Origin of the sequence: Pseudomonas sp. B707, assembly GCF_022496685.1 — a bacterium.
GTDB lineage: Bacteria > Pseudomonadota > Gammaproteobacteria > Pseudomonadales > Pseudomonadaceae > Aquipseudomonas > Aquipseudomonas paraglycinae.
This window is the reverse complement of sequence record NZ_WTVE01000026.1, coordinates 159,441-182,699: the sequence shown is the minus strand read 5'-3', so window position 1 is coordinate 182,699 and position 23,259 is coordinate 159,441. Positions and strand designations below refer to the sequence as shown.

The window sequence follows — 23,259 nt, the reverse complement described above, 5'->3', positions numbered from 1 at the left end:
CGCACCGCGCGCCACCCGAAGCTCCATCCCTTCTTATGCGCCCGTGCCACCCACGGTGATCGCATCGATTTTCAGGGTCGGCTGGCCCACACCCACCGGCACCGACTGCCCGTCCTTGCCGCAAGTCCCCACACCGCTGTCCAGCGCCAGATCGTTACCGACCATCGACACCCGGCTCATCGCTTCCGGACCGTTGCCGATCAACGTTGCGCCTTTGACCGGCGCGGTGATCTTGCCGTCTTCGATCAGATAAGCCTCGCTGGTGGAGAACACGAACTTGCCGCTGGTGATGTCGACCTGACCGCCACCAAGGTTGGCGCAGTAGATGCCCTTCTTCACCGACGCGATGATTTCCGCCGGATCGCTCTGGCCGCCGAGCATGTAAGTGTTGGTCATCCGAGGCATCGGCAAGTGTGCGTAGGATTCGCGACGACCGTTGCCTGTGCGGGCCACGCCCATCAGCCGCGCATTGAGCTTGTCCTGCATGTAGCCTTTGAGCACGCCGTTTTCGATCAGCGTGGTGCACTCGGTCGGGGTGCCTTCGTCGTCGACGCTCAGGGAACCGCGACGACCGCTCAGGGTGCCGTCATCGACGATGGTGCAGAGTTTCGAAGCAACCATTTCGCCCATGCGACCGCTGTAGGCCGAACTGCCCTTGCGGTTGAAATCGCCTTCCAGACCGTGGCCGACCGCTTCGTGCAGCAGCACGCCGGACCAGCCCGAACCCAGAACCACCGGCAAGGTGCCGGCCGGTGCCGGAATCGCTTCCAGATTCACCAGCGCCTGACGCAGCGCTTCACGGGCATAACCCATGGCGCGGTCTTCAGCGAGGAAATAACGGTAGTCGGTACGCCCGCCGCCGCCATGGCCACCACGCTCGCGACGGCCGTTCTGCTCGACGATTACGCTGACGTTGAAGCGCACCAGCGGACGCACATCGGCAGCCAGGCCACCGTCGGTCGAGGCCACCAGAATCCGCTCCCAGACCCCGGCCATGCTTACGCTGACCTGCTGGATACGCGGATCGAGGGCGCGGGTCGCTACGTCGATGCGCTTGAGCAGTTCGACTTTTTCAGCGCGGCTCAGGACTTCCAGCGGATTATCCGGCGCGTACAACTGGGCGACGTCCTGGGTGCTGAACGCCTGTACCGTGCCGTTCTGCCCGGCGCGGGAAATCGAACGGGCCGCACGGGCCGCTGCGCCGAGGGCTTCGAGGGTGATCGCGTTGCTGTAGGCGAAACCGGTTTTCTCACCGGACTGCGCACGCACGCCGACACCCTGGTCGAGGTTGAAACTGCCTTCCTTGACGATGCCGTCTTCCAGCGACCAGGACTCGGATATCTGCCCCTGGAAATACAGGTCGGCCGCATCGATGCCTGGACCCGCCAGATCACCGAGCACGCCTTGCAGGCTCTCGATCGTCACGCCGCCGGGCGCCAACAGGTGATCACTGACTGAGGACAACAACTCGCTCATAGGTTTTACGCCTTAAATTCGTGTTCTGAAGCAGGTCGCTGTGCGCCCTGCGAAAAAAACCGCCGATGACCCGTCACCGGCATTCGCGCCCGGATGGACGCTTGTTCATTGCTGTCGCGTTCGGCCAGCAACACGGCTTCGCCTTGCTCTTGCTGTGCCAGCACGCGGCCCCACGGATCGACAATCGCCCCGTGGCCAAAGGTTTCCCGCGGCCCCGGATGCGTCCCGCCCTGGGCTGCCGCCAGCACGTAACACTGGGTTTCAATGGCTCGCGCGCGGATCAGTACATCCCAGTGGGCCGCCCCCGTCACCGCGGTGAAGGCCGACGGTGCGGTAATCAGTTCGGCCCCGGCTGCGCGCAATTCGCTGTACAGCTCCGGGAAGCGCAGGTCGTAGCACACCGTCAGGCCGATTCGGCCGACCGGCGTGTCCGCAACCACTACGCCACTGCCATAAGCATAGTCATCGGATTCGCGGTAACGGCCGCGATTGTCCGCCACATCGACATCAAACAGATGCAACTTGTCATAGCGAGCAACGATTTCGCCCTGATCGTTCACCAGCAACGAGCAGGCATGGGACTTCGCCTCGGGCTGTCCCACAGGCGGCAACGGCAAGGTGCCGGCCACTATCCATAACTTGAGGTCGCGGGCGGTCTGTTTCAACCACGGCAGGATCGGGCCTTCGCCGAGCGCTTCGGCGCGGCCGATGTCGGCGATGTCGCGACGGCCCATGGCGGCGAAGTTTTCCGGCAGCACGGCCAGCTTCGCACCGGCGTTGGCCGCCTGTTCGAGCAAACGTCGGGCATCGCGCAGATTGGCCAGCACATCGCTCTGGCTGACCATTTGAATCACCGCTAAAGACATGGCGCACTCCGCAAGAGGTATGCGGCCATGCTACTCCATCGGTTCAGGGGCTGGCTGTTCAAAAAGGCTTGTCGAAGGTGATTTTCGGCTCTTTCCATGGGCCTTTGACGGTGTATTTGACGCTGGCGAACCGCGCCACGCGATCGCCGATCAGCTTGTCGATCAGAAACAATGCGCCGCCGACCGCTGGCGCGCCGACAATCAGCGCGGCAATCGGCAGGTTGTTGGTCACCGGCAAAGTCACCAGCAATTTGGCATCCACCTTGTCGCCCACCAGATCCAGCGTGCCGTCCAGTTCCAGGTTGCTCGAAGGACCGGTCAACTTGATCGGTTCTTTCGTCACATAAACGCCATTGGTCGCCTCCAGCAATCCCTTGACCCGGTCATAGCTGAGGCCCTTGCCGAAGAGGTCGGAGAAGTCGAGGCGCAAACGCCGGCCAATCGAGTTGAAGTTGAGCAGTCCGAACACGCGCAAGGCCTGAGCGCCGCCCTCCACTTCAACAAACTGGCCTTTGTTGAGGGACGCATCGAGGGTACCGGAGAAGCGCTTGGTCGCCAGCCACGCCGGCGAGCCCGGCCAGCGGCCATCGACATCCATGTGGAATTCTTCGCTGGTCACACTCGGCGCAAAACCCCATCCCTTGAGCACATCGGCGAGGTTCTTGCCGCCGATCCGCCCCTTGTACCAACTGGTCGTGGCACCGGGCGTGCCTTCCCAGCCGCCGCTGCCCTGCAAAAGAATGCCCTTGAGGCCCAGATCGAGGTTGTTCAGGGCGATGCCCTTGGCGGTCGGCCGAACCTTGAGCGACCAGCCGCCGACCAGATCCTGGCCCTGGAACAATTGATTGATGGTGATATCCAGCGCCGGAATCTTGCTCGGATCGACCGAGGCCAGCGGGTCCGGCGCATTCTCGTCGGCCTGCACCGTAGGGTCCGGTGCCGGCAACCGCACGTATTGCAGGTTCACCGCAATCGGCGCGCCCTTGGCGTCGGGAATGCCGGCCGTGCCTTTGGCCTGCTGACTGTCGAGGGCCAAAGCCCAGGCGCCGGGCTTGCGATTAACCTGCACTGCCGCCTGATCCAGCGTGGTGCCGAAAGCCGTAAGCTTGCCGATCTTGAAGTCCGCGCTGCTGAGCAACTGCTTGGCGTTGCCGCCTGGATCCTGGCCGGCGTACTTGTCCAGCAGATCCTGCCAGGGTTTGACATCCAGCTCGGACAACACGCCGCGTATCCGCAAGCCTTTGTTACCCGGCAACACCGCTTCGCCGGCGCCAAGGAACAACTCGCCACGGCCATCGGCGAAATTGCCTGGTGGCGCGGCGAAGGTGAAGTTGGCCAGTTGATCGTAATTGACCCAGTAACGCCGCTCCTGCCCCTGTAACGTCATGCGGAACACAGTGTCACGCCCGACATCGGCCGCCATGCCGAACGGCGCCGGCAGATCCACTGCCACGCCCTTCAGGCTTGAACTGACCATCAACTGGCTGTCGGCACCGTCCAGATTCAATTGCAGTTGATAAGGGATAGTCCCGGACACCGGCAACGGTTGAGTCACGCCCAGCCAGTCGGTGAGTTTCTTGACCTCGACCTGCCCCGACGCCGCCACCCGGGTCTTGAGTTTGCCGGGGCCGCCGTCGGCGAAGATCTGCGCAGTGACCGGTTTGTCGAAGGCCCGGGCACTGATGTTCTGCCCGCTCAGGCCCTTGGCGCTGTCGAAGCGGAAATCACCCTTGAGCTGGCTCAGTTCGAGCTTCGGCTCCGCCAGGTTCAATCGCGCATTGGCGGTTTTGAAGTCGACGAGGATTTTCGGCTGATCGCCCTTGGCCAACGGCACATCGAGTTTGAGCTTGCCCTGCAGATCACCCGCGCCTTCCCAGCCGGCGAAGGTATCGGCGGTGCCGATCGGTGCTTCCTGAAGAATCTTCAGGCCATCGCCCAACCCACCCGCGAAGGTGCCGTCGAGGAACATATGGCTGTGCTCGCCGCTCGGCACATGGGGAATATTGACGAAGACATCGCTGACCTGGGTGTCGAGCAATTGGCCCTTGCTGGCGAGAATCCGCACACCGCTGTCTTCGATGAACACGTCACCGCTGACCTTGCTCACGTGCGGCCAGCCCGGCTGGAACGCCAGCTCGGCGTCGTGCACCTTGAAGAACAGGCTGATGCTGCGATCCGCTTCCCCGGCGTTCTTGTTCAGCGAACCCTGATACTGGAAGAAGCCCTGATCTACCGCGCCCTTGAGAATCGCCGTGCGCAGCCACTCGTCGAGGGCCGGGCTCAGGACTTCCGGCAGGTACTTGGCGGTGTAGCGACCGTCGCCATCCACCAGGCCGACCCGCAGGTCCATGTAGTCTTCCTGGCTGTGATCGAAATGCAGGCGGATCAGGAAGTCGCCGGCAATCTTGCCTTCCTCGCCGAGCACCTTCAGGTACGGTGCGATCAGAGTGAAACCTTCTTTATCGAGCTTCCAGGTCAACCGGGCGTTGGCCTGAATGTATTGCCACGGCTTGGCGAAAATCGGATCGAGATGCAGGACGAAATCCTTGCTGTCCATGCGCAACTCGCCGCCGCCTAGATTGCCGGTAAGACTGCCGCTGACATTCCGTGCCGCGGGCGCGCCGTGGTAGGCGTCGAAGCCGACTTGATCAAGGTTGGCGGCGAAGCCGAATTTGCTGTCGTCGGTGGCGTTCGGCCGGAAATCCAGCAGCACGTTACGCAGACCGCCGGTCACTTTCAGGCGCTCGACCACAGTGGCGAAGCCTTGGGGCAACGGGCCGAGGGCATTGAGCAAAGGTGTGATCGGCGTCAGGTCGAGCCGGTCAGCCTGCAGATGCCAGAGTTCTTCGGTGTTGTCGGTGGCGACAGTCTGTTTGATCTGGACATGGGATTCCCAACGGGTTTCGCCGAAATTCATCGCCAGCGAATCAAGTGTGACAATGGCTCCCTCGGAACCGCGCTGGAAATAGCCATTGAGCGCCAGATTGTTGATCTGGATCGGCTTGCGTTCAGCGTAGGCGCCGGTCAGTTGCGGCGCGTTGAGACGGATCGCGGCACTCTGCAACGCCCCCTCGCGCCAGTTGACCCACAGCTCGCCGCCGGCCTTGATCTCGGAGAAATTCCATTGCTGGGTCAGGCGCTCGGGCAGCCATTTCGACCAGTCACTCTGCGGCAGGCTGACATAACCTTCCACTTCGCTGCTCTGCCACTGACTCGGACGAATCCGCGTGCGCAGGCTAAGCGCCACGGGCTGGCCGTCAGGCAAGGTCAATCGTGCATCGAGGCGCTGGCGGCTGGTGCCGGTCTTGAGATTGAGGCCGACATACGTGAAGGTCAGCGGTGCCTGCTCCCGCGGCTGCAAGGTCACTTGGCTGTCGAGCACCGACAGTTGCTGAATCATTTGCATGCGGTTGAACAGTTGCTCGGGATCCATGGGCTGATCCTGCTGCACCGGCAAGCCTTCCAGCGCCCACTTTCCGTCCTCGCCTTCCTTGAGGCTGATCTTCAAACCGTTGAGTTCAAGATGGGCGATGCGCACTTCGCGGGCCATCAGGCTGGCCCACAGATCAGGCACTGCACGCACCCGATCCAGGCGCAGGGCATTGGCGCCGCTGCCGACCATCACATCGTGGGCCAGCAGGATCGGTGCAAATCCGCTCCAGTTGCCTTCCAGCTCGCCGATCTGCAGCGGCAGACCCAGGGCGGCGCTGGCCTTGTCTTCGATATCGGTGCGGTATTCGGCCACCAGTGGCGTGAGTTCCCGGCCAAGACTGACGTACAACGCCATCAATACCAGAACCAACGCGCACAGGCCCAGACCCCAGCGGGTCAGTGCGGCCAAAATGCGTGTCAGACGTTCCATGTCAGTTGGCTCCCATGGCAAAAATACTGCAAAAAGCTGAGGCCAGCCGTTTCAGGAAAAGGGTGACGCAGGGGTTCAGAGCAGCACCACGTCATATTGTTCCTGGGAATACATGGTTTCTACCTGGAAGCGTATGGTGCGTCCGATGAAACCTTCAAGTTCGGCCACGTTACCGGACTCTTCATCGAGCAGGCGATCCACGACTTTCTGGTTCGCCAGCACCCGATAACCCTCGGCCTGATAGGCCCGGGCTTCACGCAGGATCTCGCGGAAAATCTCGTAGCAAATGGTTTCCGGGGTTTTCAGCTTGCCCCGGCCCTGACAGCTGCTGCACGGTTCGCACAGCACTTGCTCGAGGCTTTCGCGGGTGCGCTTGCGCGTCATCTGCACCAGGCCCAACTCGGTAATGCCGATGATGTTGGTCTTGGCGTGATCGCGCTCCAGTTGTTTCTCCAGGGTGCGCAGCACCTGACGCTGGTGCTCTTCGTCTTCCATGTCGATGAAGTCGATGATGATGATCCCGCCCAGGTTGCGCAGGCGCATCTGCCGGGCAATCGCGGTCGCGGCTTCGAGGTTTGTCTTGAAGATGGTTTCTTCAAGGTTGCGATGACCGACGAACGCCCCGGTGTTCACATCGATGGTGGTCATGGCTTCCGCCGGATCGATCACCAGGTAGCCGCCAGACTTCAGCGGAACCTTGCGTTCCAGGGCTTTCTGGATTTCGTCTTCGACGCCATACAGATCGAAAATCGGTCGTTCACCTGGGTAGTGTTCCAGACGATCGGCGATTTCCGGCATCAGTTCGGCGACGAACTGCGTAGTCTTCTGGAAGGTTTCCCGGGAGTCGATGCGGATCTTCTCGATCTTCGGGCTGACCAGATCGCGCAGGGTGCGCAGCGCCAGGCCTAAGTCCTCGTAAATCACGCTCGGTGCGCCGATGGTCTTGATCTGTTCGTTGATCTGATCCCACAGGCGGCGCAGGTAGCGGATGTCCATGAGGATCTCATCGGCCCCGGCACCTTCGGCGGCGGTACGCAAAATGAAGCCGCCGGCCTCCTTGATGCCTTCTTTGGCCACGCAATCGCTGACCACCTGCTTGAGGCGTTCGCGCTCGGCTTCGTCTTCGATCTTCAGAGAAATGCCGACGTGGGCGGTGCGCGGCATGTACACCAGATAGCGCGACGGGATCGACAGTTGCGTGGTCAGGCGCGCACCTTTGGAACCGATCGGGTCTTTGGTGACCTGCACCACCAGGCTCTGGCCTTCGTGCACCAGAGCGCTGATGCTTTCCACCGCAGGACCTTCGCGCAGGGAAATTTCCGAAGCATGAATGAAGGCTGCACGATCCAGACCGATGTCGACGAATGCCGCCTGCATGCCCGGCAGGACCCGCACCACCTTGCCTTTATAGATATTGCCGACGATCCCGCGTTTTTGCGTACGCTCGACGTGCACTTCTTGCAGCACACCGTTTTCGACCACCGCCACGCGCGATTCCATCGGCGTGATGTTGATCAGAATCTCTTCACTCATGGCAGGGTCTCGTTCAGGCATGTTCACGATAAAGGCCGCATCTTGTCCGTTCGACGCTCATTGCGCGTTCAGGGTTTGCCAACAGGGTATGCCGAAATGGCCGAGCAGTTCTGCGCTTTCGCACACCGGCAAGCCGACGACCGCCGAGTAACTGCCATTGAGGCTGGCAACGAACACCGCGCCAAGCCCCTGAATGCCGTAGCCACCCGCCTTGTCCCGGGGTTCGCCGCTGGCCCAGTAGGCGACAGCTTCTTCGCGGCTGATCGACCGGAACCGCACCAGACTGCGCACCACCCGCGACTCGCAGCGCTCGCCGTCGAGCACGGCAATCGCCGTCAGCACCTCATGCTCCTTGCCGGACAACATCATCAGCATGGCGCATGCGTCGGCTTCGTCCACCGGTTTGCCAAGAATTTTGCCGTCCAGCACCACGGCGGTGTCGGCACCCAGTACGCAAAACGCTACGTCGGAAGCGACGGTGCGCCGCCCGGCCTCGGCCTTGCCGCGCGCCAGGCGCTCGACGTAGGCCGATGGGGATTCATTGGCGAGAGGGGTTTCATCGATATCCGCGCTGATGGCGGTAAACGGGATGCCGATCTGCGTGAGCAACTCACGCCGACGCGGCGATCCTGAGGCGAGGTAAAGCGGCTTCATCCAAACATCTCCCTGTTGAGTGCCCTGCCTCATGGCACCGGTGGGGGCCCATGCCTGACCGAATCAGTTGATTTTGTAGCGCCGGCGCAATCCACGCAAAGCGAAGCTGACCCAAGGCCAGAGCAAGGCACTGACCAGTGCCGGCAGGACCAGCGCGAGGGTCGGCTGACGGTTGCCGGTCAAGGCACTGAGCCAGAGTTGTACGAGCTGGGCGAGGCCGAAGATCACCAGGATCACCAGGCTCTGCTGCCACATCGGGAACATTCGCAAGCGCTGCTGCAATGACAGCACCAGGAACGTGATCAAAGTCAGGATCAAGGCATTCTGACCGAGCAGATCGCCCTGCAGCACGTCTTCGGCCAATCCCAGGCAGAAAGCTGTGACCATGCCGACGGTGTGCGGCAAATACAAAGCCCAGAAAGTCAGGAGCAAGGCCAGCCAAAGCGGGCGCAGGATTTCCATGAAAATGGGCAGTGGCGATACGCTGAGCAGAATGCCGACAATAAATGTCAGCCAGACAATCCAGCCGTTACGCGATGCGGTAGCCCCGACCATTATTCTTGCCTCCCGGTGGTCGCCGGCGCAGTGACAGGCGGTTTGGCCGCTGGTCGAGCCGCCGGCTGATTCGCCGGTGGTTTGCTGGCCGCTGGTGTGGCTGCAGGCGGTTTGCTTGCAGCGGGTTTGGCCGGTGTAGTGCTGGCAGCAGGCGCGGCCGGCGCTGTCGTCGTGGCAGGAGTTGCGGCTGCGCCTGCGGCAGGCGGGGTGACGATTTTCGGCACCGTGGACGGAATCACCGGACCACCACCAAAGGCATCGAGGTTTTCCTGAGCCTGCGCGGCATCGTTGGCACGCTCTTCCGCGGTGCGGTTGTCACTGAATACCAGCAACAGGTAACGGCTGCGGTTCAGTGCGGCGGTCGGCACGGCGCGAACAATGGCGAATGGCTGGCCGGAATCGTGGATCACTTCCTTGACCGTCGCCACCGGATAACCGGCCGGGAAACGCTGACCCAGGCCGGAGCTGACCAGCAGATCGCCTTCCTTGACGTCAGCAGTGTCCGCCACGTGGCGCAGTTCCAGACGCTCGGGGTTACCGGTGCCGCTGGCAATCGCCCGCAGACCGTTTCGGTTTACCTGCACAGGAATGCTGTGGGTCGAGTCGGTCAGCAGCAGCACACGGGAGGTGTACGGCATCAGTTCGACCACCTGCCCCATCAGACCGCGAGCATCGAGCACCGGCTGACCGAGCACCACGCCATCACGCTCACCTTTGTTGATGATGATGCGATGGGTGAAAGGGTTGGGATCCATGCCGATCAGCTCGGCCACTTCGACCTTCTCGTTGACCAGCGCGGAGGAATTGAGCAACTCGCGCAGACGGACGTTCTGCTCGGTAAGGGCGGCAAGCTTCTGCATGCGACCCTGCAACAGCAGGTTTTCCGACTTGAGTTTTTCATTTTCGGCGACGAGCTCTGTGCGACTGCCGAACTGGCTGGCGATACCTTCCCACAACCGTCCGGGCAGGTCGGTAATCCAGTAGGCGTCCATCAGCACCAGCGAGGCCTGGCTGCGTACGGGTTTAAGCAGGCTGAAGCGCGCGTCAACGACCATCAGCGCGACCGACAGTACGGCCAGCACCAACAAGCGCACGCCCAGTGAGGGGCCCTTGGCGAAAAGCGGTTTAATAAGCCGCTCCTCCCAGGCAAATGTTCTGTTTATTCATACGGCATCAAACCGGCCTGGATGAAGACTGACAGAAGATAAACGCCAACAGGCAGCACTGCAAAGTGCTGCCTGTGCGCTCACCCACGTATTGCATCCGGCGATTATTCGCTGGAGAGCAGGTCCATGGTGTGCTTGTCCATCATTTCCAATGCACGGCCACCGCCGCGAGCGACGCAGGTCAGCGGATCTTCGGCAACGATCACCGGCAGACCGGTTTCCTGGGCCAGCAGCTTGTCGAGGTCACGCAGCAGCGCGCCACCACCGGTCAGCACCAGGCCACGCTCGGCGATGTCGGAAGCCAGTTCCGGCGGTGATTGCTCCAGAGCACTTTTCACGGCCTGAACGATGGTTGCCAGCGACTCTTGCAGAGCTTCCAGCACTTCATTGGAGTTCAGGGTGAATGCGCGTGGAACACCTTCGGCCAGGTTACGACCGCGAACGTCGACTTCGCGAACTTCGCCGCCCGGGTAGGCCGTACCGATTTCCTGCTTGATGCGCTCGGCGGTGGATTCACCGATCAGACTGCCATAGTTGCGGCGCACGTAGGTGATGATCGCTTCGTCGAAGCGGTCGCCGCCAACGCGTACGGATTCGGCATAGACCACACCGTTCAGGGAGATCAGCGCGATTTCGGTAGTACCACCACCGATATCCACGACCATCGAACCGCGTGCTTCTTCAACCGGCAGACCGGCACCGATCGCAGCGGCCATCGGCTCTTCGATCAGGAACACTTCACGGGCACCGGCGCCAAGGGCCGATTCACGGATGGCACGACGCTCAACCTGGGTGGATTTGCATGGAACGCAGATCAGCACACGAGGGCTGGGCTGCAGAAAGCTGTTTTCGTGAACCTTGTTAATAAAGTATTGCAGCATCTTTTCGCAGACGCTGAAGTCGGCGATCACGCCGTCCTTCATCGGACGAATGGCAGCAATGTTGCCCGGCGTACGGCCGAGCATGCGCTTGGCCTCGGTGCCGACAGCGACGACACTTTTCTGGTTACCGTGTGTCCGAATGGCCACAACCGATGGCTCATTCAGGACGATACCGCGCTCGCGCACGTAAATAAGGGTGTTGGCAGTGCCCAGGTCAATGGAAAGATCGCTGGAAAACATGCCACGCAGTTTCTTGAACATGGGAAAGGGACCCTAGGCAACGCGTGGGTAAAAAAGTGCGGCAAACTCTAACAACGACAGGGATTTTGGGCAAGGCGCCAATATGTTAAATTGGCCGCTTTTCTGTGCACCAAGCCCCACAATCGCGGCCTTATGACCGTAGAAGTGCGGTAGTGTTCCGACAATCTAACACACGGACGCCGTCCGTCCTGTTTTCCACTGGAGAAACCCGATGGCGCTAGAACGCTCCGACGTGGAAAAAATCGCTCATCTGGCCAGCCTTGGCCTTAATGACGCCGATCTTCCACACATCACTTCGGCCCTCAACAGCATTCTCGGGCTGGTCGACGAAATGCAGGCGGTCGATACCGACGGTATCGAGCCGCTGGCCCACCCGCTGGAAGCCAGTCAGCGCCTGCGCGCCGACGTCGTGACCGAAAGCAATAACCGCGAGGCTTATCAGTCCATCGCACCAGCGGTCGAAAACGGCCTGTACCTGGTTCCGAAAGTCATCGACTAAAGGGAAAGAGCCTGCAATGCATCAATTGACTCTGGCCGAGATCGCCCGCGGTCTCGCCGATAAAAAGTTTTCTTCCGAAGAGCTGACCAAAGTCCTGCTGGCGCGCATTACCCAGCTCGATCCGCAGCTCAACAGTTTCATCAGCCTCACCGAAGAGCTGGCCCTCGAGCAGGCGAAAGCCGCCGACGCGCGCCGGGCCAATGGTGAGAGTGGCGCCCTGCTCGGTGCGCCGATCGCCCACAAGGATCTGTTCTGCACCCAGGGCATCCGCACCAGCTGCGGCTCGAAGATGCTCGACAACTTCAAGGCTCCATACGACGCCACCGTGGTGTCGAAGCTGGCCGCCGCCGGCACCGTGACTCTGGGCAAGACCAACATGGACGAATTCGCCATGGGTTCGGCCAACGAGTCGAGCTGGTACGGCGCGGTGAAAAACCCGTGGAACCTGGAACACGTACCGGGCGGTTCGTCCGGTGGTTCGGCGGCGGCGGTTGCCGCTCGTCTGTTGCCTGCTGCGACGGCCACCGACACCGGCGGTTCGATTCGTCAGCCAGCTGCATTCACCAACCTCACCGGCCTGAAACCGACCTACGGTCGCGTGTCGCGCTGGGGCATGATCGCTTACGCCTCCAGCCTCGATCAGGGCGGCCCATTGGCTCGCACTGCCGAAGACTGCGCGATTTTGTTGCAAGGTATGGCCGGCTTCGATCCGAACGACTCCACCAGCATCGATGAGCCAGTGCCAGACTACGCCGCTGGTCTGAACGGTTCGCTGCAAGGCCTGCGCATCGGCGTGCCAAAGGAATACTTCGGCGCCGGTCTCGACCCGCGCATCGCCGACCTGATCCAGAACAGCATCAAAGAGCTGCAGAAGCTCGGTGCCGTGATCAAGGAAATCAGCCTGCCGAACATGCAGCACGCGATTCCTGCGTACTACGTGATCGCCCCGGCAGAAGCCTCCTCCAACCTGTCGCGTTTCGACGGCGTGCGCTTCGGCCACCGCTGCGAAGATCCGAAGAACCTGGAAGACCTGTACAAGCGCTCCCGTGGCGAAGGCTTTGGTGCCGAAGTGCAGCGCCGGATCATGGTCGGTGCCTACGCACTGTCCGCCGGTTACTACGACGCCTACTACCTGAAAGCGCAGAAGATCCGTCGCCTGGTGAAGAACGACTTCATGGCTGCCTTTAATGAAGTCGACATCATCCTCGGCCCGACCACGCCAAACCCGGCCTGGAAACTCGGCGCCAAGAACAGCGACCCGGTCGCTGCCTACCTGGAAGACGTCTACACCATCACCGCCAACCTCGCGGGCCTGCCGGGCCTGTCGATGCCGGCCGGTTTTGTCGATGGTCTGCCGGTTGGCGTGCAACTGCTCGCTCCGTATTTCCAGGAAGGCCGTTTGCTCAACGTTGCGCACCAGTATCAGTTGAACACTGACTGGCACACCCGCACCCCAACCGGCTTCTGAGGAGACATACATGCAATGGGAAGTCGTGATCGGGCTGGAGATTCACACCCAGCTCACCACCCGGTCGAAAATCTTTTCCGGTAGTTCCACCACGTTCGGCTCCGAGCCGAACACCCAGGCCAGCCTGATCGACCTGGGCATGCCCGGCGTGCTGCCGGTGCTGAACCAGGAAGCTGTGCGCATGGCGGTGATGTTCGGTCTGGCGATTGACGCCGAGATCGGTCAGCACAACGTGTTCGCCCGTAAAAACTATTTCTACCCGGATCTGCCGAAGGGCTACCAGATCAGCCAGATGGAATTGCCGATCGTCGGCAAGGGTCACCTGGACATTGCGCTGGAAGACGGCACGGTCAAACGCGTCGGCATCACCCGCGCGCACCTGGAAGAAGACGCCGGCAAGAGCCTGCACGAAGAATTCAGCGGTGCCACCGGCATCGACCTGAACCGTGCCGGCACACCGCTGCTGGAAATCGTGTCCGAGCCGGACATGCGCAGCGCCAAGGAAGCCGTGGCCTACGTCAAGGCGATCCACGCGCTGGTACGTTACCTGGGCATCTGCGACGGCAACATGGCCGAAGGCTCGCTGCGTTGCGACTGCAACGTGTCGATCCGTCCGAAAGGCCAGGTTGAATTCGGCACCCGCTGCGAGATCAAGAACGTCAACTCGTTCCGCTTCATCGAGAAGGCGATCAACTCCGAGATCCAGCGTCAGATCGACCTGATCGAAGACGGCGGCAAAGTGATCCAGCAGACCCGTCTGTACGATCCGAACAAGGACGAAACCCGTCCGATGCGCAGCAAAGAGGAAGCCAACGACTACCGTTACTTCCCCGATCCGGACCTGCTGCCGGTGGTCATCGAGGACTCGTTCCTCAACGACGTGCGCGCCACCCTGCCGGAGCTGCCACCGCAGAAACGCGAGCGCTTCCAGAGTGCTTTCGGTCTGTCGGCCTACGACGCCAACGTGCTGGCCACCAGCCGTGAGCAGGCGGACTACTTCGAGAAAGTCGCAGCCATCGGCGGCGACGCCAAACTGGCGGCGAACTGGGTGATGGTCGAGTTGGGCAGCCTGCTCAACAAGCAGAACCTGGACATCGAGGATTCGCCGGTTTCGGCCGAGCAATTGGGCGGCATGCTGCAGCGCATCAAGGACAACACCATCTCCGGCAAGATTGCCAAGGTGGTGTTCGAAGCGATGGCCAACGGCGAAGGCAGCGCAGACGAGATCATCGAAAAACGCGGCCTGAAGCAAGTCACCGACACCGGCGCAATCTCGGCGGTGCTGGACGAAATGCTTGCGGCCAACGCCGAGCAGGTCGAGCAATACCGAGCGGCAGACGAAGCCAAGCGCGGCAAGATGTTCGGCTTCTTCGTCGGTCAGGCCATGAAAGCCTCCAAAGGCAAAGCCAACCCGCAGCAAGTGAACGAACTGCTGAAAAGCAAGCTCGAAGGCTGACGATGGTCCCGCGCCCGAGGATCGTTCCCACGCTCTGCGTGGGAATGCCGCCTCGGACGCTCCGCGTCCATTGCGGTGTGACGCAGAGCGTCACGGGGGGGCATTCCCACGCCGGAGCGTGGGAACGATCACTTGGGAGCTTTTGAATGAAACGTCTGCTCGGCGCCTGCGCCCTGCTCTCTTTGCTGGCCGGCTGCGCCAGCACCGATGTCATCGACCCGCACGGTTACGACCAGACCGGCGTCGCCTCCTATTACGGAGCCAAGCACCACGGTAAACGCACCGCCAGCGGCGAAGCGTTCAACCAGAATTCCCTGACCGCCGCCCACCGCCAGTTGCCCTTCGGCACGCGGGTGAAGGTCACCAACCTGAAAAACGATGAATCCGTCGTGGTCCGCATCAACGACCGCGGCCCGCACACCCGTGGCCGTCTGATCGATGTTTCACGTGCGGCGGCCGAACAGCTCGGTATGCTGCGCAGTGGAACCGCCCGGGTTCGGGTGCAGGCCCTCGACGACTGATGGAGCGTCCACCATTTTCGGACTGACCGACTTACCCCTGATCAGCGTGATCGAATTGCTCAGCGGGCTGTTCCTGCTGATCGCCGGCGCCGAGCTGATGGTGCGCGCCGCCGTGCGCCTGGCCGCGCGCCTGCATGTACGACCGCTGATCATCGGCCTGACGATCGTTGCCCTCGGCAGCAGCGCCCCGCAAATGGCCGTCAGCCTGCAAGCCGTGCAGGCGCACACGCCGGACATCGCCGTCAGCAGCGTGATCGGCAGCAGCATTTTCAACATTCTCGTCACCCTCGGCCTGTCGGCGCTGATCATCCCGCTGCGGGTGTCGCGGCAACTGGTGCGCCTGGACATCCCGTTGATGATCGGCGCGAGCCTGCTGGTGTTCGTGCTGGCATGGAATGAAGAACTCGGGCGCTTCGACGGCATTCTGTTGCTCGGCGCCCTCGCCCTGTATCTCGGATTACTGCTGCGCCAGTCGCGGCACTCTACCCGCCCGCATTCCGATCAACCGCACGATCCGCAGGCGCCGTGGTTCACCAGCCTGCTGATGATTGTCGGCGGTCTGGGCATGCTGGTGTTCGCCGGACACCTATTGCTGGGTGCGGCTGTGGTCGTCGCCACCGACCTGGGGTTCTCCGAGCGAGTGATCGGTCTGACCGTGGTCGCGGTCGGCACCTCGCTGCCGGAGCTCGCCACCTCGCTGATCGCCGCGCTGCGCGGTCAGCGTGACATCGCAGTGGGCAACGTGATCGGCGCCAACCTGTTCAACCTGCTTGGGGTGCTGGGCCTCACCGCGCTGATCGCGCCGACGCCGCTGTCGGTGTCACCCAACGCACTGGATTTCGACCTGCCGGTGATGCTCGGCGTCGCCGCGCTGTGCCTGCCGGTGTTCTATTCCGGTTATCGCGTGACACGGGCCGAAGGTTTGCTGCTGTTGGGTTTGTATCTGGCGTACGGGCTGCACGTGGTGTCGTTCACCACCGGCATGCCACTGGCCGGCAAGCTTGAACGATTGATGCTGTTTTATGTGCTGCCGACGCTGCTGACGTTTCTGTTTTTTACGTCCGTGCGCGCCTGGCGCCGCCAACACCACAAGAGGGATGTGCCATGACCGAATCGAAGAAATCCGGGGTTGAAGTCCGCCGCCAGGTAATGGGTGACGCGTTTGTCGACCGCGCGCTGGGCAACGCCACCGAGTTCACCCAACCGTTGCAGGATTTCGTCAACGAACACGCCTGGGGCGGCGTGTGGAATCGCGAAGGTTTGCCGCTGAAAACCCGCAGCCTGATCACCCTCGCCGCGCTGACCGCGTTGAAGTGCCCGCAGGAATTGAAGGGCCACGTGCGCGGTGCGTTGAACAATGGCTGCACGGTCGATGAGATCCGCGAAGCGCTGCTGCATTGCGCGGTGTACGCCGGCGTGCCGGCGGCGATCGATGCGTTCCGCGCGGCGCAGGAAGTAATCGACAGTTACCAGAAGCCTGAGTAACCGCCGGCCTCAGATCCACCCGCCCCACTGCAGAAAGAAGATCCCGATGTTGGTGGTGATCGCCGCCATCAACGTGGTCAGCACGATGATCGCTGCCGCCAGCTCATGGTTGCCCTGGGCCGCACGGGCCATGACAAAACTGGCGGCGGCGGTCGGGCTGCCGAAGTACAGGAACAGAATCCCCAGCTCCGCCCCGCGAAAGCCCCACAGCCATGCGCCCAGCGTGGCGATGACCGGCAGGCCGATCATCTTCACCAGACTCGAACTGAGCGCCATGTTGCCGCTCTTGCGCAGCGCCGCCAGCGACAGCGTGCCGCCAATACAGATCAGCGCCAGCGGCAATGTGGTTTGAGCCAGGTATTGGCCGGAGGTTTCCAGCCAGCCCGGCAGACCGATCTTGAAATAAGCGAACGGCGCTGCCGCGATCACGCTGATGATCAGCGGATTGCTGACCACGCTTTTGCAGATGCTCCACGGATCGGACTTGATCACCGGGCTGTAGACCGCCAGCACGATGGTCGACAGGGTGTTGTAGAAGAGGATCACCAGCGCTGCGAGAATCGCTCCGAGGGAAATCCCGTAGTCGCCGTACATACTCGCCGCCAGCGCCAGGCCGATCACCCCGTTGTTGCCGCGAAACGCGCCTTGCGTGTAGATGCCGCGATCTTCACGCGGACAACGGAAAATCGCCCAGCCCCAGGCCACGGCAAAACTGACCAGCGTGGCGAGGGCGAAATAGATCAGCAGCGCCGGTTGCAGCGCGGCGTGCAGGTCGGCATGCAGGATGCCGAGAAACAGCAGCGCCGGCATGGTGACGTTGAACACCAGCGACGATGCCGTGTGGATGAAGTTGTCGTTGATCCAGTCGATGCGCTTGAGTAGCACACCGAGAAACAGCATGGCAAACACCGGCGCGGTGATGTTCAGGGTTTCGAGGAAGATTGCCAGCATGCCGGGGAGCCTTGGAGGTGAGCGTCGTTAGGGGGCTAATGATAAGCCACTTTCACCCTGATCGTTCCCACGCTCTGCGTGGTAACGTCTCCTGTGACGCTCCGCGTCACGCTGTTGGGACGCGGAGCGTCCCCGGCTGCATTCCCACGCGGAGCGTGGGAACGATCAACGGGGTGGTCTCAGGTGATAGGCGCCGGATTGAACAACGTAATGTCGTTATGCAGCTTGTGCTTCTCCGCCCACGTCTGCTGCTTGCCGCTCGCCACATCCAGGTAGTAGTGGAACAACTCCCAGCCCAACTCCTCGATGGATGCGCGACCGGTAGCAATCCGCCCGGCATCGATATCGATCAGATCCGGCCAACGCTGAGCCAGCTCCGTACGGGTCGAGACCTTCACCACCGGCGCCATCGCCAACCCATAAGGCGTGCCACGACCGGTAGTGAACACATGCAGATTCATCCCCGCCGCCAGTTGCAACGTACCGCAGACAAAATCACTCGCCGGCGTTGCACAGAAAATCAAACCCTTCTGCTTGAAACGTTCCCCAGGGCCGAGCACGCCGCTGATCGCACTGCTGCCGGACTTCACGATCGAGCCCAAGGACTTCTCGACAATGTTCGACAGCCCGCCCTTCTTGTTGCCCGGCGTGGTGTTGGCGCTGCGATCCGCTTCGCCCTTGGCCAGGTAACGGTCGTACCAGTCCATCTCGCGCACCAGTTCCTCGGCAACGGTTTTGGTCTGGGCCCGTGAGGTCAGCAGGTAGATCGCATCGCGCACTTCGGTGACTTCGGAAAACATCACCGTCGCCCCCGCCCGCAGCAGCAAGTCCGAGGCATAACCCAGCGCCGGGTTGGCAGTGATGCCGGAAAACGCATCGCTGCCGCCGCACTGCATGCCGAGGATCAGCTCGGACGCCGGCACGGTTTCGCGGCGACGCTGGTCGAGTTTCTTCAGGCGGACTTCGGCCAGTTCCATGATCTGCTCGATCATCTCGGTGAAACCGTGACTGGAATCCTGCAAGCGATACAGCCACGGCTCGCTCAGATCCACCGACGCATCGTCCTCGTGCATCACCTGCCCCGCCTGCAATTTCTCGCAGCCCAGGCTGATCACCAGCGCCTCGCCACCGAGGTTCGGGTTGCGCGCCAGATTGCGCACGGTGCGGATCGGGATGTAAGCGTCAGTGGCCGTGATGGCCACGCCGCAACCGTAACTGTGGGTCAGCGCCACCACGTCATCGACGTGCGGGTACTTCGGCAACAGCTCGTCCTTGATCCGCTTCACCGCGTGATCCAGCACCCCGGTGACGCATTGCACGGTGGTGGTGATCCCGAGGATGTTGCGCGTGCCGACGGTGCCGTCGGCGTTGCGATAACCCTCGAACGTGAAGCCTTCCAGCGGTGCCTGCGCGGCCGGCACATCGGTGGACAGCGGCAGGCTGTCCAGCGGCGGCGCGGTCGGCATGCGCAGTTGATCTTCCTTGACCCAACTGCCACGGGGAATCGGCTGCAACGCGTAGCCAATGATCTGGCCGTAGCGAATCACCGTGCCGCCCTCGGGAATGTCCACGAGGCTGACCTTGTGACTCTGCGGTACAAAATCCACCGTCACCAGGCCATCGGCAAATGCGGTGCCGGCCGGCACGCCCTGGTCGTTCACCACTACCACTACGTTGTCCCGCTCGTGCAGGCGGATGTAGCGCGGCGAGTCGGAATGTTCAATCAACTGCATGACGCCGCTCCTCAGGAATGCGCTTGAGACAATTTACCAGCCGCTTCGGAACCACCGTTGGTTGGCGGCTCTTTCAGGACCACACGCTTGATCGGGCCGACGATCACCAGGTAGCTGAACACCGCCACCAGCGCGTTGGCGCCGACGAACACCAGCGCCCATTTGAACGAACCGGTGGAACTGATGATGTAGCCGATGACGATCGGAGTGGTGATCGAGGCGATGTTGCCGAAGGTGTTGAACAGGCCGCCACTCAGACCGGCGATCTGTTTTGGCGAAGTGTCGGACACCACCGCCCAGCCCAGCGCGCCCACGCCTTTGCCGAAGAATGCCAGGGCCATGAAACCGACCACCATCCATTCAACGTCGACATAGTTGCAGGCCACGATGCTGCTCGAAACCAGCAGACCGGCAATGATCGGCGCCTTGCGGGCGAAGGTCAGCGAATGGCCCTTGCGCAGCAGGTAATCGGAAATCACCCCGCCAAGGACGCCGCCGATAAAACCGCAGATCGCTGGCAACGAAGCAATGAAACCGGCCTTGAGGATGGTCATGCCGCGTTCCTGCACCAGGTACACCGGGAACCAGGTCAGGAAGAAATAGGTGATGCCGTTGATGCAGTACTGGCCCAGATACACGCCGAGCATCATGCGGTTGGTCAGCAGCTGGCGGATGTAATCCCATTTCGGGCCGTCTGCCTTTTTGCCTTGTTTCTGGTCCATGTCGACCATGCCGCCGTTGTCGGCGATGAACTTCACTTCCGCTTCGTTGGCCATCGGGTGTTGGCGCGGGCTGTGGATAACCTTCAGCCAGACCAGCGAGAACACGATACCGAGCAGGCCCATGACGATGAACACGTGCTCCCAGCCAAAGGAGAACACGATCCAGCCCATCAGCGGTGCGAACAGCACGGTCGCGAAGTATTGCGCCGAGTTGAAGATCGCCGAAGCGGTACCGCGTTCAGCGGTCGGGAACCAGGCCGCGACGATACGGGCGTTGCCGGGGAACGATGGCGCCTCGGCCAGACCGACCAGGAAGCGCAACATGAACAGCGCGACGATGGCCGTGGACATGCCGAACTCACCGACGAAGCCTTGCAGCACGGTGAACAGCGACCAGGTGAAGATGCTCAGGGCGTAGACTTTTTTCGAGCCGAAGCGATCGAGCAGCCAGCCGCCGGGAATTTGCCCGGCCACGTAGGCCCAACCGAATGCAGAGAAGATGTAGCCGAGGGTGACCGCGTCGATGCCGAGGTCTTTTTGCAAACTGGAACCGGCGATCGCGATGGTGGCGCGGTCGGCGTAGTTGATCGTGGTCACCAAAAACAGCATGAGCAGGATCAAATAGCGGACGTGAGTCGGCTTGGACGATTGCATGTAGATGTACTCCCACTGATTATTTTTATGCGGGTAAAACATTCTTTGGTCTTGTGCCGCGCAGGGCCTCAGGCGAAGGCCCGGCGCGGGTGCAGCGATTTACGAACCGATGTAGCTGGTCTTCACGACCGTGTAGAACTCTTGCGCATAGCGGCCTTGCTCACGTGAGCCATAGGATGAACCCTTACGGCCACCGAACGGAACGTGGTAATCCACACCGGCGGTCGGCAGGTTGACCATCACCATCCCGGCCTGGGAATGACGCTTGAAGTGGTTGGCGTACTTCAGCGACGTAGTAGCGATACCCGCCGACAGACCGAATTCGGTGTCGTTGGCCATGGCCAGTGCAGCCTCGTAATCGGCCACGCGGACGATGTTGGCCACCGGGCCGAAGATCTCTTCGCGGCTGATGCGCATCGACGCTTCGCTGTCGGCAAACAGAGTCGGCGCGAGGAAGTAGCCCTCGGTGTCGCAGGTCACCAGACCACCGCCACTGACTACGCGCGCACCTTCGGACTGACCGATGTCGATGTATTTCAGATCCTGCTCAAGCTGCGCTTGCGAGACCACCGGACCGATGTCGGTACCGGCCTTCAGCGCGTGGCCGACCTTGATCGACTTCATGCGCTCGGCCATGGCTTCGACGAACTTGTCGTGAATCCCGGCGGTAACGATCAGTCGGCTCGAAGCCGTGCAACGCTGGCCGGTCGAGTAGAACGCGCTCTGCACCGACAGCTCGACCGCCTGCTTGAGGTCGGCGTCGTCAAGGATGATCTGCGGGTTCTTGCCGCCCATTTCCAGCTGAACCTTGGCCTGGCGCGACACGCAGTTGACGGCGATCTGACGGCCCACACCGACGGAGCCAGTGAAGCTGATGCCATCGACTTTCGGGCTGTTGACCAGCGCTTCACCGACCACGCGACCGCTGCCCATCACCAGGTTGAACACGCCGGCCGGGAAGCCTGCGCGGGAGATGATTTCAGCCAGCGCCCAGGCGCAACCCGGCACCAGATCCGCCGGTTTCAACACCACGCAGTTGCCGTAGGCCAGGGCCGGTGCGATTTTCCACGAAGGGATGGCAATCGGGAAGTTCCACGGGGTGATCAGGCCGACCACACCGAGCGCTTCGCGAGTGACTTCTACGTTGACGCCCGGGCGCACCGACGGCACGTAGTCGCCGGACAGACGCAGGCATTCACCGGCGAAGAACTTGAAGATGTTGCCGGCGCGGGTCACTTCGCCGATGGCTTCGGGCAAGGTCTTGCCCTCTTCCCGGGCCAGCAGGGTGCCGAGCTCTTCGCGGCGGGCGAGGATTTCGGTGCCGACTTTGTCCAGCGAATCGTGACGGGCCTGAATGCCCGAGGTCGACCACGCCGGGAACGCGGCGCGGGCGGCGTCGATGGCGGCGTTGACCTGAGCCAGGTCAGCCTTGGCGTAATCGCCGATGGTGTCGCTCAGTTCGGACGGGTTGATGTTCGCCGAGTAATCGTTACCGGCGACCCATTCACCGTTGATGTAGTTGTCATAGCGCTTGGTCACGAATCATTCTCCTGACGCAAAAGGCCGCTGATCGCTCAGCGGCCTTGTTTATAGAGTTGTGTTACTGCGCACCTTGCTTGTCGATCAGCGCGGCGAGCATTTCGTACTCTTCGCCGGTCAGGTCGGTCAGCGGCGCACGCACCGGGCCTGCGTCATAGCCGGCGATCTTGGCGCCTGCCTTGACGATGCTCACGGCGTAACCGGCCTTGCGGTTGCGGATGTCCAGGTACGGCAGGAAGAAGTCGTCGATGATCTTGCCGACGGTGGCGTGATCTTCGCGGGCAATCGCGTGGTAGAAGTCCATCGCGGTTTTCGGGATGAAGTTGAACACCGCCGACGAGTAGACCGGCACGCCCAGGGCCTTGTAGGCAGCGGCATAGACTTCGGCGGTCGGCAGACCACCGAGATAGCTGAAGCGATCGCCAAGGCGACGACGGATCGACACCATCAGTTCGATATCGCCCAGACCGTCCTTGTAACCGATCAGGTTCGGGCAGCGTTCGGCCAGACGCTCCAGCAGCGGCGCGGTCAGGCGGCAGACGTTGCGGTTGTAGACGACCACACCGATGTTCACCGATTTGCACACTGCTTCAACGTGGGCGGCAACGCCGTCCTGGCTGGCTTCGGTCAGATAGTGCGGCAGCAGCAACAGGCCCTTGGCGCCCAGACGCTCGGCTTCCTGAGCGTATTCGATGGCCTGGCGGGTCGAACCACCGACACCGGCGAGGATCGGCACGCTGCTGGCGCAGGTGTCGACGGCAGTCTTGATGATTTCCGAGTATTCGCTGGCAGCCAGAGAGAAGAATTCACCGGTGCCACCGGCGGCGAACAGGGCTGAAGCACCGTACGGGGCCAGCCATTCCAGGCGTTTGATGTAGCCAGCGCGGTTGAAATCGCCCTGGGCATTGAAATCGGTCACCGGGAACGACAGCAGGCCGGCGGAGAGGATGGACTTCAGTTCTTGTGGATTCATTATT

The 23,259-nt window shown here is 61.7% G+C and carries 19 protein-coding genes; 6 read left to right on the top strand and 13 right to left on the bottom strand.

Annotated elements, in window-relative coordinates; translation table 11 throughout:
• Positions 1–33: 33 nt before the first annotated feature.
• From tldD to mreB, 8 genes are all read right to left on the bottom strand, one after another.
• A complete protein-coding gene (gene tldD / locus GQX66_RS15665) occupies positions 34–1,476 on the bottom strand; it encodes a metalloprotease TldD (protein ID WP_007953601.1) in 1,443 nt (480 codons plus the stop codon).
• A 5-nt stretch (positions 1,477–1,481) separates the two neighbouring features.
• The gene (locus GQX66_RS15660) at positions 1,482–2,342 is read right to left on the bottom strand and encodes a carbon-nitrogen hydrolase family protein (RefSeq protein ID WP_102686868.1); all 861 of its coding nucleotides are present in this window, start codon (positions 2,340–2,342) and stop codon (positions 1,482–1,484) included.
• A gap of 58 nt (positions 2,343–2,400) precedes the next feature.
• Positions 2,401–6,204, bottom strand: coding sequence for a YhdP family protein (locus GQX66_RS15655; RefSeq protein ID WP_240869977.1), 3,804 nt, complete (start codon positions 6,202–6,204; stop codon positions 2,401–2,403).
• A gap of 75 nt (positions 6,205–6,279) precedes the next feature.
• Positions 6,280–7,737: a ribonuclease G gene (gene rng, locus GQX66_RS15650; RefSeq protein WP_007953605.1), complete on the bottom strand. Its 1,458-nt coding sequence runs from the start codon at positions 7,735–7,737 to the stop codon at positions 6,280–6,282.
• Positions 7,738–7,794: 57 nt separating this feature from the next.
• Positions 7,795–8,391, bottom strand: coding sequence for a nucleoside triphosphate pyrophosphatase (locus tag GQX66_RS15645; RefSeq protein WP_240869969.1), 597 nt, complete (start codon positions 8,389–8,391; stop codon positions 7,795–7,797).
• Positions 8,392–8,454: 63 nt separating this feature from the next.
• Complete coding sequence (gene mreD, locus GQX66_RS15640; protein ID WP_064593386.1) at positions 8,455–8,946, bottom strand: rod shape-determining protein MreD; 492 nt, start codon at positions 8,944–8,946, stop codon at positions 8,455–8,457.
• The gene (mreC, locus tag GQX66_RS15635; RefSeq protein WP_346769680.1) at positions 8,946–10,076 is read right to left on the bottom strand and encodes a rod shape-determining protein MreC; all 1,131 of its coding nucleotides are present in this window, start codon (positions 10,074–10,076) and stop codon (positions 8,946–8,948) included. Before mreC ends, mreD begins: the two co-directional genes overlap by 1 nt.
• Before the next feature lie 140 nt (positions 10,077–10,216).
• On the bottom strand, positions 10,217–11,254 hold the full coding sequence (gene mreB, locus GQX66_RS15630; protein ID WP_002555108.1) for a rod shape-determining protein MreB: 1,038 nt from the start codon (positions 11,252–11,254) through the stop codon (positions 10,217–10,219).
• 211 nt (positions 11,255–11,465) lie between these two features.
• On the opposite strand from mreB, the gene gatC reads away from it, so the two are divergent.
• From gatC to GQX66_RS15600, 6 genes are all read left to right on the top strand, one after another.
• A complete protein-coding gene (gene gatC / locus GQX66_RS15625; RefSeq protein WP_085698446.1) occupies positions 11,466–11,753 on the top strand; it encodes an Asp-tRNA(Asn)/Glu-tRNA(Gln) amidotransferase subunit GatC in 288 nt (95 codons plus the stop codon).
• 16 nt (positions 11,754–11,769) lie between these two features.
• Positions 11,770–13,221: an Asp-tRNA(Asn)/Glu-tRNA(Gln) amidotransferase subunit GatA gene (gene gatA, locus GQX66_RS15620; RefSeq protein WP_129972347.1), complete on the top strand. Its 1,452-nt coding sequence runs from the start codon at positions 11,770–11,772 to the stop codon at positions 13,219–13,221.
• Between the two features lie 10 nt (positions 13,222–13,231).
• The gene (gatB, locus tag GQX66_RS15615) at positions 13,232–14,677 is read left to right on the top strand and encodes an Asp-tRNA(Asn)/Glu-tRNA(Gln) amidotransferase subunit GatB (protein ID WP_102686864.1); all 1,446 of its coding nucleotides are present in this window, start codon (positions 13,232–13,234) and stop codon (positions 14,675–14,677) included.
• A gap of 146 nt (positions 14,678–14,823) precedes the next feature.
• Positions 14,824–15,198, top strand: coding sequence for a septal ring lytic transglycosylase RlpA family protein (locus GQX66_RS15610; RefSeq protein WP_011332454.1), 375 nt, complete (start codon positions 14,824–14,826; stop codon positions 15,196–15,198).
• Positions 15,199–15,244: 46 nt separating this feature from the next.
• The gene (locus tag GQX66_RS15605; RefSeq protein ID WP_085746915.1) at positions 15,245–16,306 is read left to right on the top strand and encodes a calcium/sodium antiporter; all 1,062 of its coding nucleotides are present in this window, start codon (positions 15,245–15,247) and stop codon (positions 16,304–16,306) included.
• The gene (locus GQX66_RS15600) at positions 16,303–16,683 is read left to right on the top strand and encodes a carboxymuconolactone decarboxylase family protein (protein WP_011332452.1); all 381 of its coding nucleotides are present in this window, start codon (positions 16,303–16,305) and stop codon (positions 16,681–16,683) included. The genes GQX66_RS15605 and GQX66_RS15600 overlap by 4 nt, the downstream gene beginning before the upstream one ends.
• A 9-nt stretch (positions 16,684–16,692) precedes the next feature.
• Here GQX66_RS15600 and GQX66_RS15595 read toward each other — a convergent pair whose 3' ends face one another.
• From GQX66_RS15595 to kdgD, 5 genes are all read right to left on the bottom strand, one after another.
• The gene (locus tag GQX66_RS15595; RefSeq protein WP_085702465.1) at positions 16,693–17,634 is read right to left on the bottom strand and encodes an AEC family transporter; all 942 of its coding nucleotides are present in this window, start codon (positions 17,632–17,634) and stop codon (positions 16,693–16,695) included.
• Between the two features lie 179 nt (positions 17,635–17,813).
• On the bottom strand, positions 17,814–19,367 hold the full coding sequence (gene garD, locus GQX66_RS15590) for a galactarate dehydratase (protein WP_007953621.1): 1,554 nt from the start codon (positions 19,365–19,367) through the stop codon (positions 17,814–17,816).
• Positions 19,368–19,378: 11 nt separating this feature from the next.
• Positions 19,379–20,743, bottom strand: coding sequence for an MFS transporter (locus GQX66_RS15585; protein WP_085608178.1), 1,365 nt, complete (start codon positions 20,741–20,743; stop codon positions 19,379–19,381).
• A gap of 99 nt (positions 20,744–20,842) precedes the next feature.
• Positions 20,843–22,282, bottom strand: a complete 1,440-nt coding sequence (locus GQX66_RS15580) for an aldehyde dehydrogenase family protein (RefSeq protein ID WP_085746913.1) — start codon at positions 22,280–22,282, stop codon at positions 20,843–20,845.
• Between the two features lie 61 nt (positions 22,283–22,343).
• The gene (kdgD, locus tag GQX66_RS15575; protein ID WP_011332448.1) at positions 22,344–23,255 is read right to left on the bottom strand and encodes a 5-dehydro-4-deoxyglucarate dehydratase; all 912 of its coding nucleotides are present in this window, start codon (positions 23,253–23,255) and stop codon (positions 22,344–22,346) included.
• Positions 23,256–23,259: the final 4 nt, after the last annotated feature.